At 36.5% G+C, this 16,761-nt stretch carries 20 protein-coding genes; 1 reads left to right on the top strand and 19 read right to left on the bottom strand.

From position 1 onward, the window contains the following. Positions 1 to 59: 59 nt before the first annotated feature. Positions 60 to 542: a transcription elongation factor GreA gene (gene greA / locus HNQ98_RS05310; protein WP_014974852.1), complete on the top strand. Its 483-nt coding sequence runs from the start codon at positions 60 to 62 to the stop codon at positions 540 to 542. Between the two features lie 77 nt (positions 543 to 619). Here greA and HNQ98_RS05305 read toward each other — a convergent pair whose 3' ends face one another. The 19 genes from HNQ98_RS05305 to HNQ98_RS05215 form a co-directional block, all read right to left on the bottom strand. Further along, entirely contained in the window at positions 620 to 1,582 is a 963-nt protein-coding gene (locus HNQ98_RS05305; RefSeq protein ID WP_014974853.1) for a GRP family sugar transporter, read from the bottom strand. A 188-nt stretch (positions 1,583 to 1,770) separates the two neighbouring features. Beyond that, entirely contained in the window at positions 1,771 to 3,099 is a 1,329-nt protein-coding gene (locus HNQ98_RS05300; RefSeq protein ID WP_135197788.1) for an endolytic transglycosylase MltG, read from the bottom strand. Positions 3,100 to 3,208: 109 nt separating this feature from the next. Next, positions 3,209 to 4,465: an acetate/propionate family kinase gene (locus tag HNQ98_RS05295; RefSeq protein WP_135197789.1), complete on the bottom strand. Its 1,257-nt coding sequence runs from the start codon at positions 4,463 to 4,465 to the stop codon at positions 3,209 to 3,211. Positions 4,466 to 4,591: 126 nt separating this feature from the next. Further along, positions 4,592 to 5,605 (bottom strand): class I SAM-dependent methyltransferase, encoded by a 1,014-nt coding sequence (locus tag HNQ98_RS05290; RefSeq protein ID WP_135197790.1) that lies wholly within the window; start codon positions 5,603 to 5,605, stop codon positions 4,592 to 4,594. Positions 5,606 to 5,636: 31 nt separating this feature from the next. Further along, positions 5,637 to 5,933, bottom strand: a complete 297-nt coding sequence (locus HNQ98_RS05285) for a hypothetical protein (protein ID WP_019040211.1) — start codon at positions 5,931 to 5,933, stop codon at positions 5,637 to 5,639. Continuing rightward, positions 5,934 to 6,350 (bottom strand): prepilin-type N-terminal cleavage/methylation domain-containing protein, encoded by a 417-nt coding sequence (locus HNQ98_RS05280; protein WP_172600984.1) that lies wholly within the window; start codon positions 6,348 to 6,350, stop codon positions 5,934 to 5,936. Further along, entirely contained in the window at positions 6,334 to 6,546 is a 213-nt protein-coding gene (locus tag HNQ98_RS05275) for a hypothetical protein (RefSeq protein WP_135197792.1), read from the bottom strand. The genes HNQ98_RS05280 and HNQ98_RS05275 overlap by 17 nt, the downstream gene beginning before the upstream one ends. Continuing rightward, positions 6,521 to 6,913 carry a prepilin-type N-terminal cleavage/methylation domain-containing protein gene (locus tag HNQ98_RS05270; RefSeq protein ID WP_135197793.1) on the bottom strand — a complete coding sequence of 131 codons (393 nt, stop codon included), beginning with the start codon at positions 6,911 to 6,913 and terminating at the stop codon, positions 6,521 to 6,523. Before HNQ98_RS05270 ends, HNQ98_RS05275 begins: the two co-directional genes overlap by 26 nt. Next, positions 6,897 to 7,208, bottom strand: coding sequence for a competence type IV pilus major pilin ComGC (comGC, locus tag HNQ98_RS05265; protein WP_014974861.1), 312 nt, complete (start codon positions 7,206 to 7,208; stop codon positions 6,897 to 6,899). The genes HNQ98_RS05270 and comGC overlap by 17 nt, the downstream gene beginning before the upstream one ends. After that, positions 7,205 to 8,242, bottom strand: coding sequence for a type II secretion system F family protein (locus HNQ98_RS05260; protein ID WP_135198199.1), 1,038 nt, complete (start codon positions 8,240 to 8,242; stop codon positions 7,205 to 7,207). The genes comGC and HNQ98_RS05260 overlap by 4 nt, the downstream gene beginning before the upstream one ends. Then, entirely contained in the window at positions 8,184 to 9,140 is a 957-nt protein-coding gene (gene comGA, locus HNQ98_RS05255) for a competence type IV pilus ATPase ComGA (RefSeq protein ID WP_135197795.1), read from the bottom strand. The genes HNQ98_RS05260 and comGA overlap by 59 nt, the downstream gene beginning before the upstream one ends. A 97-nt stretch (positions 9,141 to 9,237) precedes the next feature. Next, entirely contained in the window at positions 9,238 to 10,590 is a 1,353-nt protein-coding gene (locus tag HNQ98_RS05250; protein WP_014974864.1) for a glucose-6-phosphate isomerase, read from the bottom strand. 123 nt (positions 10,591 to 10,713) lie between these two features. Next, positions 10,714 to 11,415 (bottom strand): glucosamine-6-phosphate deaminase, encoded by a 702-nt coding sequence (locus tag HNQ98_RS05245; RefSeq protein WP_135197796.1) that lies wholly within the window; start codon positions 11,413 to 11,415, stop codon positions 10,714 to 10,716. Positions 11,416 to 11,543: 128 nt separating this feature from the next. Continuing rightward, on the bottom strand, positions 11,544 to 12,821 hold the full coding sequence (locus HNQ98_RS05240; RefSeq protein WP_135197797.1) for a D-alanyl-D-alanine carboxypeptidase family protein: 1,278 nt from the start codon (positions 12,819 to 12,821) through the stop codon (positions 11,544 to 11,546). After that, complete coding sequence (locus HNQ98_RS05235) at positions 12,808 to 13,914, bottom strand: sensor histidine kinase (protein ID WP_014974867.1); 1,107 nt, start codon at positions 13,912 to 13,914, stop codon at positions 12,808 to 12,810. Before HNQ98_RS05235 ends, HNQ98_RS05240 begins: the two co-directional genes overlap by 14 nt. Next, the gene (locus tag HNQ98_RS05230; protein ID WP_014974868.1) at positions 13,915 to 14,604 is read right to left on the bottom strand and encodes a response regulator; all 690 of its coding nucleotides are present in this window, start codon (positions 14,602 to 14,604) and stop codon (positions 13,915 to 13,917) included. Between the two features lie 11 nt (positions 14,605 to 14,615). After that, positions 14,616 to 15,323 carry a DUF1129 domain-containing protein gene (locus HNQ98_RS05225; protein WP_135197798.1) on the bottom strand — a complete coding sequence of 236 codons (708 nt, stop codon included), beginning with the start codon at positions 15,321 to 15,323 and terminating at the stop codon, positions 14,616 to 14,618. A 66-nt stretch (positions 15,324 to 15,389) separates the two neighbouring features. Continuing rightward, positions 15,390 to 16,490, bottom strand: a complete 1,101-nt coding sequence (gene ychF / locus HNQ98_RS05220; protein ID WP_135197799.1) for a redox-regulated ATPase YchF — start codon at positions 16,488 to 16,490, stop codon at positions 15,390 to 15,392. Positions 16,491 to 16,553: 63 nt separating this feature from the next. Next, on the bottom strand, positions 16,554 to 16,760 hold the full coding sequence (locus HNQ98_RS05215) for a DUF951 domain-containing protein (protein WP_014974871.1): 207 nt from the start codon (positions 16,758 to 16,760) through the stop codon (positions 16,554 to 16,556). Between the last annotated feature and the right edge of the window lies 1 nt (position 16,761).

The raw sequence follows: 16,761 nt of genomic DNA, 5'->3' as shown, positions 1-16,761 counted from the left end.
GATATGCTCGTTCTGCTTACTATTTATAGAATAAGTCATAATGAAAGGAATTTAAAAAGATGTCAGAAGAAAAAACATTTCCAATGACAGCTGAAGGCCGTACTAAGCTTGAAGCTGAGTTGGAAGATCTTATTGCTAATCAACGCCCAGAAATTACAAAACGTATCCAAATTGCCCGTTCATACGGTGATTTGTCAGAAAATTCAGAATATCAGTCTGCCAAAGATGAACAAGCCTTTGTTGAAGGCCGCATCCAAACATTGAGAAAAATGATTGAAAGTGCTGAAATTATAGATCCAAATGCAACAGCAGCAGATGAAGTCTCTCTTGGCAAAATGGTAACTTTTAAAGAGTTACCTGATGAAGAACCAGAAACATATTCAATTGTTGGATCAACAGAATCTGACCCAATTGCCGGAAAAATTTCTAACGAATCAGCTATGGCTGTTGCCTTACTTGGTAAAAAAGTTGGTGACACAGTAACTGTACCATTACCAAGTGGCGAAAGTATCCGTGTTGAAATACTAAAAGTTGAAAAGTAACACTATTCAAAAACTTGCTTCGGCAGGTTTTTTTGTATATAAAAAAGCTGGGAACTAAATGTCCCAGCTTTTTTAAATCAAGTAAATGAGTTAATATTACCAATAATAATAGCACCTACTACAACTAAAATCGTACCAATAACGATCAGTCGCATTTGATAGCTAGATTTCTTTTCACCTAATAAGTAAATACCACCAAATGTTGCCACAATAATTCCCAGTTGTGAGAATGTTGTCGCAATTGTCTGACCAATTGCTGGGTTGGCTGCTGATATAAACATGAAAATGTTTCCTATAGCCCAAACTAACCCAGTAACAATATTTTTCCAAGTTGGTTTTGCAAACATTTTATCTGCTTCTTTTAAGACAAAGATAACAATCAAGAAAGCACCAATTACTTGACCAAACGCTTGAGGTCCAACAATGGCAGTCATGTAGTCAACACCATTGTGTTCTGACTTAATCGTATCAGAAATGTATCCAATTTTATTTAAAAAATTGGGTAGAACAAAGTAAAACATGAATCCAGCTGTTGAAATGGCTAAGTAGACTAGGCCTTTTGTCATATTATTTGCTTGCACTTGATCGTTAATTCCTGAATTTAATGCGCGATCACGTGCTGAAATTAGTGTTGCCCCAATAACAACAGCAATAATCGAAATAACGCCAATTGCCCACATTCTTCCTGTTTTCCAGTCTCCTAAGACAATTGCTGCCATTAAAGCATTGGTAACAATTTGACCAGCAGTCGACAATGGAATAGCAAGCGATACACCGAGATCTTTAATCGCTAAGAATTGTCCCGCAGTACCTACCGCCCATACTAAACCTGATACCAAACCAACTACCCAAATTTCTGAACCCATATAAGCATGATTAGGCATAACATAAAAAAACATTGTCCCAAGTCCAAAAATTAGCGCACCAAAAGTCATTCCTAACGTCTGCTGTCCAGCTGAACCACCCATTTTGGTATTAACAAGACCCACTGATCCCCAAGCTAATGCTGGTACGAGGGCTAATAAAATTGCTGCATTCATAATATACTACTGCTCCTTCATATTATCATGTTCTGAAAACATGATTTAATCACAAAAACTATTTTACACGAATGAAAACGTTTACACAACCCTTTTAGTAAAATTTCTGTAAACGGTTTCAAATTTTAACATCAACTTATTTATTTAAAAAAATCCCATAGATTTTCTCATCTACGAGATTTTTTATGTTACTTATCATACTGCTGCATATTCCAAGTTTCTATGACATTTGTCAATAACTTCGTATAATTAACATCAGTTGCATAATGATTGTCATATAGTGCTTTAGCAGCTTGCTTATAGTTTTTCGCTGCTAATACGTCTTTAAATTGTGTAGGATTCCATGTGTTACCGTTAACAATGGTCTCAGCATGTTCCTTCATACTATCTTGCCAACTATCATAAATAGCAAATCGCGCTTTCTGAGTTTCTGCTTTACCATCGACATATTCAGTAGTTGTTAATACTACAGACTTGCCAGGTGTCTCATCCTGTGTTTTCACACCATAGAAATTATTATATTTAGACGATAGTTTTGAATTATCCCAGTTTGATTCATGCGCAGCTTGTGCAATAGAAATAGATGCTAAAATATCATATTTTTTGGCTAACTTTTGAGCATATGGCGCAATTTTCTTCACAAAAGCCAAACGTCTTTCAAATTCACCTTTTCCTGATGTTGCCAATAACGCCATAATATTAGGTGTCTGGATGTTATTTTCTTTTAGCGTTTTGTAATACGGTGTCATTGTTGTATTTGATACTGCCAAAAGTTTTTCAACCACATCATCAGCTGTTTTAACTTGGCTTAAATCAAACGCTTGAGGATACACGTAGTCAAGTAATTTGGCTTCATTAGTTTTAGACGCTTCGACACCCCTTAGTAAGTCAGGATATTTTTTATCCATCTTAGCAGTAAGTGCCTTGTCGTCAAAAGCTTTCATCATACTTTGAGGTGACACATCTTTCACCTCGTTTGCAATATTTTGCGCAACTTGACCAGAAGTTTGACCAACCGATATCAACACATAACCCTTTGGTAACTTTGGTGAGGCACCTGGTCCAGCTGCCATCTGTGAAAAAATCAACTCTACTGTTTGTGAAGGTGAAAGCTGGTAGGTACCAGCCTGCAATTTTTCAGCACCTTGCGACATCGCATACTTATAAAAGCTGTGACCACTTTTTATAATTTTTTTATCTTCTAAGATTTGACCCATCTGGGCTGGTGTCGATCCTGTTTCAATTTTAATTGTTTTAAACGTTGTATTTTCAGGATCTAATGCTGCATTTTTGTTATCAAGTAAATTTTTACCCAAAAATACACCACCAATAACTATAGCCAGGATCACTAATAATCCTATCAATCGTCTTTTTGGCCCCCGCTTCCTTTTTCGCGGTCCTCCACCATCGTGATTGGCTGTTTGTGACTGTGTTTTATATTTTGATTTATGTTGGCTAGCATTTATTGCTTCTGCAGCCTTGATTTCATGTTGATGCCGTGCTTTTCTGGATTCCATGATTCACCCTTTAAAAATATCATTATAATAGCAAAGCGACTAGCATACTAAATACTAGTCGACTTTGTATATTTTATCATACTCTTGAGCGTTGTAGATTAAAAACAGATTACTTAAGGGCTTCGACATCGCGAGCAATCATTAATTCTTCATTAGTTGGAATTAATAGTGCCTTGACACGTGAGTCTTTAGTTGAAATTTCAACCTCATCTCCACGAACATTATTGGCTTCTTCGTCAAGCGTGATACCAAAATATCCTAACTTATCAACAATCATTTTACGTACAGGAATTGAATTTTCTCCAATACCCGCTGTAAATACAATCGCATCAACACCACCCATTTCAGCAACATATTGACCAACATATTTCACAACACGGTTAACAAAGATATTTACAGCTAATTTTGCATGGTCATGTGTATCTTGAACATCTAGCAGATCACGCATATCTGAAGAAATAGTTGAAATACCAAGCAAGCCTGATTTCTTGTTTAAAATATTAGTCATTTCTTCATTCGACAAACCTTCACGTTCTTGAATGTAATAAACAAGTGATGTATCAACATCCCCTGAACGTGTTGCCATAGTCAAACCAGCTAATGGTGAGAACCCCATGGATGTATCAATTGATTTGCCACCTTGGACTGCGGTAATTGAGGCCCCTGCACCTAAGTGTAGTGTAATTAACTTCAGGTCTTTTAAATCTTTTCCTAATAATTGGGCAGTACGTGCAGATACATAGCGATGTGATGTACCATGTGCGCCATATTTACGTGCACCATAACGCGTATAATATTCATATGGTAACGAATACAAGTAGTTCTCTTCAGGCATTGTCTGATGAAATGATGTATCGAAAACAGCTACTGATAAGGCATGAGGTAATAACTTTTGAAAGGCACGAATACCCATCGCATTAGCTGGATTATGTAATGGTGCATAATCTGCCAAACGATCAATTTTAGTTAACACATCATCAGTTACAACAACAGAATGGTTAAACCACTCGCCACCTGCAACAACACGATGCCCAACACCTGTGATTTCATTAAAGTCAGCAATTATTCCTAAGTCTGTCAATTTTTGTAACATAAAATTAATTGCTTGTTGGTGATCTTTAATAGCTAAGACATTCTCATACTTCTTGCCTTTACCATCTTTTGATAAGGTGATATGCTCATCATCTTCTAAATGATCAACGGCATTTTCTGATGCAATAGATACACCATACTTAATTGTTACGATAGCATCGTCCATACCAATACGCTCAATAACACCCTGTGCGATTACTCGCTCCGCGGGCATGTCTAGCAATTGAAATTTCAGTGATGAACTACCTGCATTAACAGCCATTGTTTTAGCCATGATTTAATTCTACCTGTCTTTCTTAAAAACACGTTACAAGCTGCTGAGTATAAAAATATAAGGCGCTTATTTTTAATTAAATTACCTAATAACACCTTAGATTTTCATGCTGTTTTTAACAGCAATTCACGCCCTGTCTTGTTCTTTATCCAGTTTAACCCATGTTTTAATATCTTGCAAAAATTTTTGCAAAGCTTTAATATCTTTGAGTGTCGGATACTGCCCCATTAATACCTCGCTATTACCAATAGTATCACGCTTTCGAAGAACTAAAATAGCTTTTGCGGCGCGTTGATCTTGGAAAAAATCGTTAGGTAATTGTAAAAAAGCTTTAAGGCGCGTTTCATTAGTCACAAATTGCAGTAATTTTTTGGAATCTTTATCTGATAATATATTAGCGGGTACGATTAAATATATCCAACCATCATCAGTTACAAAATCTACGCTTTTTTCAATCATGAGTTGATGAACAAATGATCTACCATCATCTGCCTGTGTGATATATGCACCTTCAGGTTGAATCGGATAATAACCAACAGGCAAATCGGCAATCACAACCTTGGCTTTAGGTATATCAGCATCCAACGATACAACATCTTCCTGATAGAAAGTTGTTGTATCGTGATTAATTAGTTCATCTGCCGCTGCAGCTAATGCTAACTGGATATCATCATTATCGATACCTATACGTTTTACCGCGATATCATTCATCTCGACAATGCCGTTGACAGTGTTGAGCAAGTTACTCGTACCTACAGCAAAATCTAGCAAGGTATCACCATCTTTCAATTCGGCTGTCTGTAATATCAAATCTGCCAATAGATAGCCAATACCATCTGGTGTTATTTGATGATTCGCCTGCGTCTGATCATCACGATTAACCTTTAAAATCGCTAATTGCACAGCTTTCCTTAAATCAGTCGATGTCGCATTTTGCCAATCTATCTTAGCAATAATATTTTGTATTTGTTCTGTGACTGCTGGTGTTGGTTTCCCCTGTTCATGATGAACATCACCAGCATTAATGTCTGCTATTACTTCAATCAGTCCATCAATCATGCTGAGGTCGGCATCGTGTGATAACGCCTGCGCACCTTGAGTTAGAGCGTTGAAATACCGTGCTATATTTTCTTGTGTCATAGCCTTATTTTATCGGTTTTAAACATGTTTTTCAAGTTGGTTTCACAAGCAATTGACGTGTATAGCGCGTGCCATTGTAATTAATAAGAAGCTTATCACCTGTAACAATGACGTTTGCCTCACCAACTGTTTGATTATGAGCTTTTTGTTGACTATACTTCAGACTCGCTTGTAATTGTATATTATCAATGACCGTTAACTCTATTAATTCAGATCTTGCACGTAATTGCGCGTTAAAAGCCACATTTTGTAGTAAGAAGACACTACTTAATACACCCATAATTATTATTGTAGACACTAAAATGGTAGCTGATTGACGTTTTATCATTTATTTTTCCTTTGGCAAATATAATAATGCGTCAACTGTCTGATCATCATGTGTTAATAATTTAAGGATAAAATATCCTCGACAATTTTTGACAGTTAATGATTTCACTTTTTGTTGTAAAATAATTTGTCCTGCACCCACAGCTGATAATTGTAACTTATTATTTTTGACCTCAAGTAGCATGCGCTTACCTTCAGAGCTTCTTAAAGCAACTTGGTGTTCATTCGCGTTCACAAATTGATAACGTTGTATTTCAATTTGATGTATCACACCTTTAAAAGCAATATCGGGTGGTGTATTTGAATTAGTGTGCAATAAGGGTAAACAAAATTCAATAGTTAGTAAAACACATGCTGTTATGGCTAATGTTACTAAGGATTCTAGTAATGTAAACGCCGATTTATTTCTTGTCAACATAATCATTCCAAACGTTAATTGTCGCAATACGCTCCAATTGAACACGCTTTTCTTTCAACTGTAATCGTTGCTTTTGGTGATTGAAATTTTTCACCTGATCATATTCAACCGCTAATGCCAAGCTGATTAAACTCAAAGCAATTAATGATTCAGACAAGACAAATGCGGGTTTATTGAATTTCGGTACGATAATCACCACCTCCTAAACTAAAAACAATTTTAATTACCTTCTGCCCGTTATCTAGTATTATGGTAGTTGGCGCGACATATCCTGTTGCTAAAATATTCAAGGTCTTTGTATTTGAATTGAGATAGCCTTTTGGATATTTAATTTTTTTGTCATCAAATGATACACCACTTGCTTCAAACTTGACGACTTGTACTTTTTGTTCCTTTTGCGCCATTAAACGTGCTTGTTGCCAACGACCATCAAACGCATGAAACCACTGATCCGGATTTTGCTGATGAGATATTTTTTGCCCACCAATGAGTAACATACTAGCAACAATCGTCAGTACAATAAGAGATTCTAATAAGGTAAAAGCACTATTTGTGTGCTTCATTATTGGTAATTGTAATATTTAAATCTTTAACTTTTTGTACCTGCTTATTGGTTAAATAACCATCATGTACTAAATTATCCATCGTTACATTATGATTTTGTGGATGTTCATTCTCATATAGATCAATTTGTGTCTGAACTGTTGATACCATCGCAGTTGCATGTGTATCAACAGCTTTTTTACGTTGATTGTTAAGATTGGGTAAAATCAGTAGCATTAGTAAACTAATGATAAATAGTACAATAGCTGCTTCAATTAATGTAAAAGCTGATTTACGACGTTTTAATAATATCATTGATATAATCCTCCAATTGATTGATACATGGGCAGTAACATAGACATATATAGGCCAACAATGGCTAATCCAATGATGCCAAAAAATAATGGTTGTAACGTACCGATTAACCGGTCCGTTTGTTGCATGAGTAACTGAAACTGTGTTTTCGCATAGTAAGCTAAATAATCAGCTAACACACGTGGTTCATGTCCACGTGCAAAATACCCGGCTAACGAACGATTCAAATAAGGTTGTTTTAGCACATAGGCCTCTATTGTCTCTCCTTTTTCTAAAGATTGACGTGCATGTTTCACTAGAGCAACTGCCATATCCTTTTTGTGCGACTGACTAATGTCGTCTAAAATTTCAGGTACAGTTACACCACTGGATAATAAAATGGCTAATTGTTGTGCGACTTGATATGTTATGATTGTCTCGATAATTTTTCCTATAATTGGTATGTGAACCAGTAATATCAAACGTTGCCGTGGTGTATGACTACGCCAGATCATACAAACACCAAATAATAGCAAGACCACTGTCCCAATAAATAGATAGGCATATGTGTGATTTAATGCATAAACAGTTGTTGTTTCATTTTGCCATTGATTTAAAATTGGAAATAGAAAATATTTCAATCCTACCAACATAAGGCCTAAAATACCTAATAAAATTAAAGGATAACGCATGACTTGTGCTACTTTATGTTCTTGTTGTTGTAATTTGGCTAGGCTTTGCCCAATCGCAACCAATGTTTGAGACAAATTACCATGTTGATCAGCTAGTTTGATTTGTAAAATAATTTGATGATTAGCATGTGGTTCAAGTGCAATATGTAATTTAATACCATGATTTAAGTCGTCTATAATTTGATTTAGCCTATCTTGCCATTTCACATGCGCACTGACTAAAATATCTAAACTTTGCGCAAGACTATAACCTGATTGCAACAATTCTCCTAACTCTTGGAAAAATAGTACGCGGTCGTGTGAACTAAAGCTTTTGATAGATTTCACATGTTTCTTGCGAAATAATTTGCTGTTCCATTGCATGTTGTAACACCTCCTGCCATTTTTTTGAAAATTTAGGAATCTCATCACCACGCATAACACGTTCAAGTAGATGATCATTGAGCATATCCATGATGGCTGCTTGTTGATGGTTGTTAGTTGGCAATAAACGTTGATAAACAACACCAGCCAATGCCGCCATTAGTTTCATATGATCGACGCCTAGATCCTGTAACCGTACAATAACATCACGTGCTGACATAGCATGCACAGTACTTAATACCAAATGCCCACTTAGTGCGGCTTGAACGGCTGCCTGCGCCGTTTTCTTATCACGAATTTCACCTACTAATAAAATTTCTGGTCGATGTCGTAGTGCTACTTTGATTAACTCATCATAATAAATACCAGCATCTTCATTAACTTGTAATTGCACAAATTTTGGTTGTTGAATTTCAACTGGATCTTCAATTGTCAATACGAGTTTATCATCTGCTAATTGGTCTAATAGACGATAAAGAGTTGTTGTTTTCCCAGACCCTGTTGGCCCAGAAATTAAAAATAGACCTGCACTCGGCAATGCTGTCTGTATTGCTTCAAACTGTTGAGAAACGAGCCAATTTTGTGTCTGCCTTTGCGGATAAATAAGTCGCAAAACAACTGTTTCTCGGTTCAAAAAATCACCAACAGTAGATACACGTAGCCAAATCTCATCATTTTGAAAACGACCTAATTGTGGTCGCCTGCGTTCTGAAATATTCATTTTGGCACGATATTTAAGCGCTGAAATCATCGTTTGCGCATTTATTTCAGATATTTGTTTAAATGTCACTGCTTGACCATCAAGATGAAACTTAATCACATATTGTTGATCCTCGGTGGGTAAAAGATAAATATCATTTACTTTTTGTTCAATAGCTGCCTCTAAAATATCATTCATGTTCGCTCCTTCTATACATCATCATACGGAGCACCACAATTTTTGTCACAAAAAAACACCCAGAAAAATCTGGATGTTTTAAAAATATCTTATCTTATTAGTTGTCTAAACGTGCACGGAACTTTTTAGTTGCTTCCTCATAGCCAGGCTTACCTAATAAAGCAAACATTGCTGTCTTATAAGCTTCAACGCCGGGTTGGTTAAATGGGTTAATTCCAAATGTATAACCCGAAGCACCAACAGCCATTTCAAAGAAATAAATCAAGTAACCAAGTGAATAAGCATCTTGAGCAGGGATATGAACTGCCAAGTTTGGCACACCACCGTCAACATGGGCTAAAGTAACACCTTGAGAAGCTTTTGTATTGACCTCATCAATTGTAATGCCTTCCAAATACTGCAAACCGTCGTTATTACCTTCTTCATGTGGCAAATCCAAGTTAGATACAGGGTTATCTAACTTAACTACCGTTTCAAATAAGTCACGACGACCTTCTTGAATGTATTGACCTAATGAATGCAAGTCAGTTGAGAAATTAGCTGATGAAGGGTAGATGCCTTTTTGGTTTTTGCCTTCAGATTCACCCATCAATTGTTTCCACCATTCTGACAAATATTGCATTGAAGGTTCCCAATTAATTAAGAGTTCAGTCGTATAGCCCTTATCATATAATATACGACGTACGGCGGCGTATTTATAAGCTTCATTTTTCGTTACGTCGGCTTCAGAGTACTGGTCCTGCGCATCTTTTGCACCAGACATTAGTGCTTCAATGTCTACACCTGAGGCTGCAATTGGTAACAACCCAACTGCTGTTAGTACTGAAAAACGACCACCAACGCCATCAGGAATAGTAAAGGTTTCATAACCTTCAGCTGCGGCTTCATCATGCAAAGCACCACGATTTGCATCTGTTGTTGCATAGATACGCTTTTTAGATTCAGCAACACCATATTTCTTTTCCAATAACTGTTTAAAGACACGGAAAGCAATTGATGGTTCGGTCGTTGTTCCTGATTTTGAAATCACATTAACAGAAAAATCTTGATCACCAATTACACGTACTAAATCATTGAGATATGAAGCTGATGTTGAGTTACCTGCAAAATACACCTTAACGCCTGAGCGTTGTTCATCTGATAATTCATTATTAAAAACAGGATTTAAGAAATCAACTGCCATCTTGGCACCAAGATATGATCCACCAATACCAATAACAACCAGAACCTTTGATTTTGACTGAATTTGCTTAGCAGCTACTTGAATACGATTAAATTCTTCTTTATCGTAATCTGTTGGCAATGTAATCCAATCAGAATATTCAGCCCCTACTCCTGAACGGTTACGTAATTGTTGATCAGCCATTGTAATTAATGGTTGCATTTCTGAAATTTCATGTTCTGCCACGAAATTTTCAATATTCTTTGTATCAAATGTGATGTGTGCCATTGTGCTTCAAACGCTATCCTTAGCTTAAAAAGTTGACCAACCACTGAGTTGTAGAAAGCAGTGTGTTTGTCCGGATTAGCGTATTTCCTCCTTATTCTTTTAAGCGCTTACAAGTTTATTCTATCACAATTTTGACGCAGCTGCGTCATCAATAATTAATGTGACATCGAGATGTTTCTGTAAAATTGAGGCAGGTACTTCCTTAGTTATAGGACCATTAATAGTTGCTGCAATTGCATCAGCTTTATTTTCTCCGTATGCTACTAAGAGAATTTTTTTTGCTGCCATCACTGATGCGATTCCCATTGATATGGCTTGCGTTGGTACCTTTGAAGGGTCCTCAAAAAAACGTGCATTGGCTTCAATTGTTGATGAAGTTAAATCGACAATATGAGTTGTTGAATCAAACGATGTCCCAGGTTCATTAAAACCAATGTGACCATTACGTCCAATACCTAACAACTGCAAGTCAATTGGGTGTTGAGAAAGGATTTGATCATAGTCATGTACCGCTTTATCACGATCTGCTTGTTTCCCATCTGGTACATAAGTTTGTTTGAAATCTTTTTTGTTAAACAAATGCTCATTCATGAAGTAACGATAACTTTGTGGGTCGTTACCATCTAAACCTAAATACTCATCTAAATTAACTGAAACCACATCAGAAAAATCTAAATCACTCGTTGCTAATTTATCATATAAAGCAATTGGTGAGGCGCCTGTTGCTAGTCCCAACACCTTAACACCATTCGCTAAAGCGTTTTGATAAATTTCAAATGATTTATTTGCGCCTTCTGCTGCATTTTTAACTTTAATAATTTGCATATCAGTACCACCTTTATTGGTCTATACCACTTTGGTCTATACCAATATAATAACACATTTATCTGGACTTTGAAAGTCAAATTTGAATGAACTTAATAAAAAGCAGTTCCAAAAAGGAACTGCTTTCATTAATCAAATATTGCTCGCCACGTGCGAACAAACCAATTTGTCCTATTGGTTTGTTCGGTAGCAACTAGTGGTATTGTTTGATTACTCTGTGTTGCATCTGTTAAATATTTAGCCCCCGCTAGGTTTACATGTGCATGCCCTAGCACATCCCCTTTTTTAACAGATTTTCCTTTAACTTTTGTTAATGTAGTTTCCGTTTTAGGTTTTATGTTATTATTGGCCCAAAACGTCTTACTTTTTGACATAACTACAGGCATTTGGTGCGTTTTCATTGTACGTAATTTAATCGTTTTCTGTCCCGCCAATTCATTACCTTTTGTGTAAGTTATAGGTACTTGGTGCTTTAACACATCATTAACAATATTGATTGTAGATTGATAACGTTGAAGTACATCTGTATACACACCTGCACCATTAACAACAGTAATAAATTCATGTCCATCTGCATCTTTAATCAGTCCTGTAAATGCAGCGCCTGATTCTGGTGTTGACCCAGTTTTTAAACCTTCGATGACCAATTGATTAGGATTAATTAAATTAGGTAAAACTTCTTTTTGCAATACTAAATAGTCTGTAGGTTCTTTTACGGTGTATTGTGGTGTCAACTTATATGAAATATACTGCATTTCTGACAGGGTCCTAATATTTGGATCCAATTGTACCAAGGTACGTGCCAAAACTGCTAATTGTTCAGCACTAGCCTCGTTCGCTGCTTCATCAGACGCATCTTTGACACGATGACTAAAGGCATCTTTATTAACCTGTCCGGCAGAATTATACCATTTTGACCCTGTTAAATGCAATTCTGCTGCCCACTGTTTAAGTGCCCCTTGCATTGTCATACCTTTTGGTGTCATGTACTCACCCAAGGCAAAGGCCGCGTCATTAGCTGATAACTTAATCATCGCATTATATAATTCACGAACAGTTAGTGTATCACCTGCTTTAACTGCCAAATGCGAAAACAAATGACTATCTTGCTTAGATAAATCAGCTTTTTTTGTAATAGGGACTTTATCAGTCCACTTAATTTTTCCAGAATTAATACCACGTAATACAGCATATGCTGTTAACATTTTTGATTGTGAGGCAATTTGTACCATTTTATCAGCATTTTTTTCTGCTAAGATTTGACCTGTCTGAGCATCGACAACAATTGCTGAAGTCACATTTTCTTGCAAAGCTAGCGGTTGTGCCGTATTGTCATTTGCTGAAATCATCACTATTCCTACTAAAAAAGTAATGATACTTGTCACAATAAAATTAATTTTTTTCATTTCCTGCCCCAATTTGTTTTAACGGTAATGTCATAATAACCGATGTTAATTCACTGTTTGATCTTGCAAATACTTCCCCATGATGTTGTTCAATGATGCCTTTAACAATTGCCAATCCCAATCCGGTACCACCGGTTTTGCTATTACGCGAACTTTCAACTCGATAAAAGCGATCAAAGATATCACCAATAGCATCACTTGAAATCGCGACACCATCATTGATGACATGAATTTCCACTTGTGATTCCTTGACTTGTGCTGTTAGTTTAATAAAAGTCGCACCATCACCATATTTGAAAGCATTGGTAATTAAATTCATTAATGCACGTGCCAATTTATCTGAATCACCTTCCAAAATAATTAATTCTGGATTTGTCATTTGTGTCAACTTGATATGTCTGTCTCTTGCTTCTAATTCATAACTCGCTAGCAATTGTGCAAATAAATCACCCAAGCTCAATGTCGTGATATTAAGAACAGCATCATGTGCCTGCGTTTTTGAGAATTCAAATAAATCCTCCACTAATACTTTCATCTGATTAGATTTATCATAAGCCGTATGAATATATTTATTTCGATCAGCAGCACTAATACTATCACCATTCATTTCAACAAGACCTAAATAACCAATAATTGCTGTTAATGGTGTACGTAAATCATGAGAAATATTCGTAATCATTTCATCTTTTGATCGCTCACTTTGACGTTCTTCCTCACGAATCTTGCGTGTATTTTGAGCAATTTGATTTGAAACATTAATCAGTGCTTGTGTTTTTGGAGCATATGGCGCATGCCAATCAATTGTCATATCTGAATTTTGGCTTGCTATCTGTCGCAAATCTCGAATTAATCGTATCAGGCTTTCAGATTGTCGCCATCTCAAATATTGCCAAAATAAAATACTCAAGTTCCCTATAATCAACACTAAAAAAGTTAACCACTGGGTCATAGGCAGAGATAAGGACCATTGTCCACGTAATACTATTATCCCCATGTTCACAACAAAAGTAAAAAGCAGCAGTAACAAAATCGTCACTACCGCAAAATAAATTTTTGTGCGATTACGTCTAAAAAAAACTACTAATCTCTTCATTTATTTTACTTCTATCTTGTACCCAACGCCCCACACTGTTTGAATGACTTGATCTCCACTAGTTGCTTCTTCAATTTTATCCCGAAGATGTGAGACATGAACCATAACTGTTTTAGCTGATACAACAGACTCTTGTTGCCACACACGTTCAAAAATATCATCTGCTGAAAAAACACGATTTGGATGTGAAGCCAATAGATATAAAATACCAAATTCTAGAGCAGTGAGATTGACCAAATCACCATCTGATGTTTTAACTTCATGACTATCTTTATTAATAATTAATGAGCCAATATCCAATACGTCAGGCGCCTGATCTTGTACTGCATTTTCTGCCCGACGCAACAATGAACGTACTCGTGCCATGACTTCTAAAGGATTAAAAGGCTTTGTCACATAATCATCTGCACCAGTAATTAGGCCTTGGATTTTATCCATATCACCCGATTTTGCTGATAACATTAAAATAGGAATCCGACTATCTTTACGAACAACCTTAACAACCTCTAAGCCATTCATATTAGGCATCATGACATCTAAAATCATTAGTGCAATGTCAGGATTAGTATTTAACTTAGAAATGGCTTCTTTCCCATCAGCTGCCATGACAGGATCATATCCTTCATTTTTGAGATAAATTTCGAGTAATTCAGCAATTTCAATATCATCATCTACAACTAATATTTTCATATCCGCACCCCTTATTTCTTATTCCGTGCTTCATCTAATCTTGCTTGTTGCGCTAATTGACTAATAGCGAAGAACCCACCCTTCAAACCAAAGCGCTGACGATTCCAGCGAAATGCTACAAAAGCCAAAATAGCTAACGCCAGATAAACAACTGGTGGTAGAGTTGGGTTTAATGACTGTGGTAACAATCCTAAAACAGTAAAGCCAACAATCCAGGCGACAACGGCACCTAATAAATAGGCCCATCGGATCCATTTAGCCTCTTGCTTCTGAGCTGCCTTTGGATTAGGAGTTACCTTTAACATTACGCCAGTATATATTGTGCCACCAAGTAGTGCAATTAAGATTAATGACACAATACCACCACCAGCTTGATTGTTCCCATTTTTTGAAAAGAACAAGGTAAACCCAAACACAACAGCAAATAACATAAAAATAACTAAAGTTGTGTCTAATGCTAGCGTCCAAAACTTAAATTCATGCATTCTTTTAGCGGTTTGTTTTGGGTCCAAATACTTTTGCGCTGCTTGAGTTGGTGTCCCAAATAGTTGTGCTGCTGTTTGCCCAGACTTTTGTGCTACACGCAGTTCATCTTCGATTTCTGCAATTATCTCTTCTATTTTTTCAGTAGATAATTTACTGTTTTGCAAAATTATCTTTTTAAAACGAAAAACAAAGTCCTCATTTTTCTTTGTTAGTGAGCGCTTTTCTTCTGACATGTCATCATTCCTCCGAGAATATGTACGCAGAATGTCTCTGCATTAATATATTATTTACAAATCAAATTACACGTTAAATCTAAATTCAATAATATCGCCATCATTAACAATATATTCTTTTCCTTCTGAACGTAGCTTGCCAGCCTCTTTTACCGCTTTAACGGATCCCATTTGATCTAGATCCTGGAAAGCGATTGTTTCAGCGCGAATAAATCCACGTTCAAAATCAGAGTGAATAACGCCTGCTGCTTGTGGTGCCTTCATACCAGCTTTAAATGTCCATGCTCTTGTTTCCTTACCACCAGCAGTGAAAAATGTTCGCAAGTCAAGTAAATGATATGCGGCGCGAATCAATTTATTTAGTCCTGGCTCTTCAACGCCAGCCATTTCCAAAAATTCAGCCTTGTCTTCATCTGCCAGTTGTGCAATTTCTTCTTCAGCGCTTGCAGACAAACCAATCACGTCAGCACCTTCAGTAGCAGCAAAATCTTTAATGTCGTTAAAGTGCTTTGATGATTCTGGATCAGCCATGTCATCTTCGGCCAAATTAGCAACGTATAGTACTGGTTTAGCAGTTAACAAAAATAGGCCTTTAACAATTTTTTGATCATCTTCATTGAAATCAATCGTACGAACAGATTTTCCTGCTTCAAGCACTGGTTTAATTTTTTCTAGCACGCCAAATTCAGCTTTAGCCTCTTTATCTGGTCCTTTAGCTGCACGAGCAACTTTCGCATATCGTTTCTCAATAGTCTCAAGATCGGCTAAAATCAATTCCGTATTAATTGTATCAATATCATCTAATGGATTAACAACACCGTTAACATGAATAATTTCATCGCCATCAAACGCACGAACTACATGAACAATAGCATTTACCTGACGAATATTTTCTAAAAATTTGTTACCTAAGCCTTCACCTTGTGAAGCCCCCTTAACAATACCCGCAATATCAGTAAATTCAAACGTTGTTGGCACGACCTTATCAGCAGGTTCAATTTTTTGTATACGTGCTAAACGATCGTCAGGTACTTCAACCATGCCAACATTTGGTTCGATTGTCGCAAATGGATAGTTCGCCATCTCCGCCCCTGCTTTAGTAATTGCATTAAATAATGTCGATTTACCAACGTTTGGTAAACCAACAATTCCAGCTGTAAGTGCCATGAATGTAAGTGTGACGGTGTCATTAGGACACCGGAGCACGTTTCCTTTCCTAATTAAAACTAACTAATCAGCCCTATCAGCTGATTTCAAAACTTTCTTCAAACGTTTATTGAAATCAAAACGAGGCATCATAATACCACGACCGCAATTGGTGCAGGTTAATTTAATATCTGCACCAACACGCGTAATTTCCCAAGCATTTGACCCACAAGCATGTGGCTTTTTCATCTCAACAATATCATGTAAATGATAAACAAGTGGTTCTGCCATA

The organism is Leuconostoc carnosum, from assembly GCF_014207505.1.
Classification (GTDB): Bacteria; Bacillota; Bacilli; order Lactobacillales; family Lactobacillaceae; genus Leuconostoc; species Leuconostoc carnosum.
The sequence above is the reverse complement of the archived record's forward strand: the minus strand, read 5'-3'. Positions and strand labels throughout refer to the sequence as shown.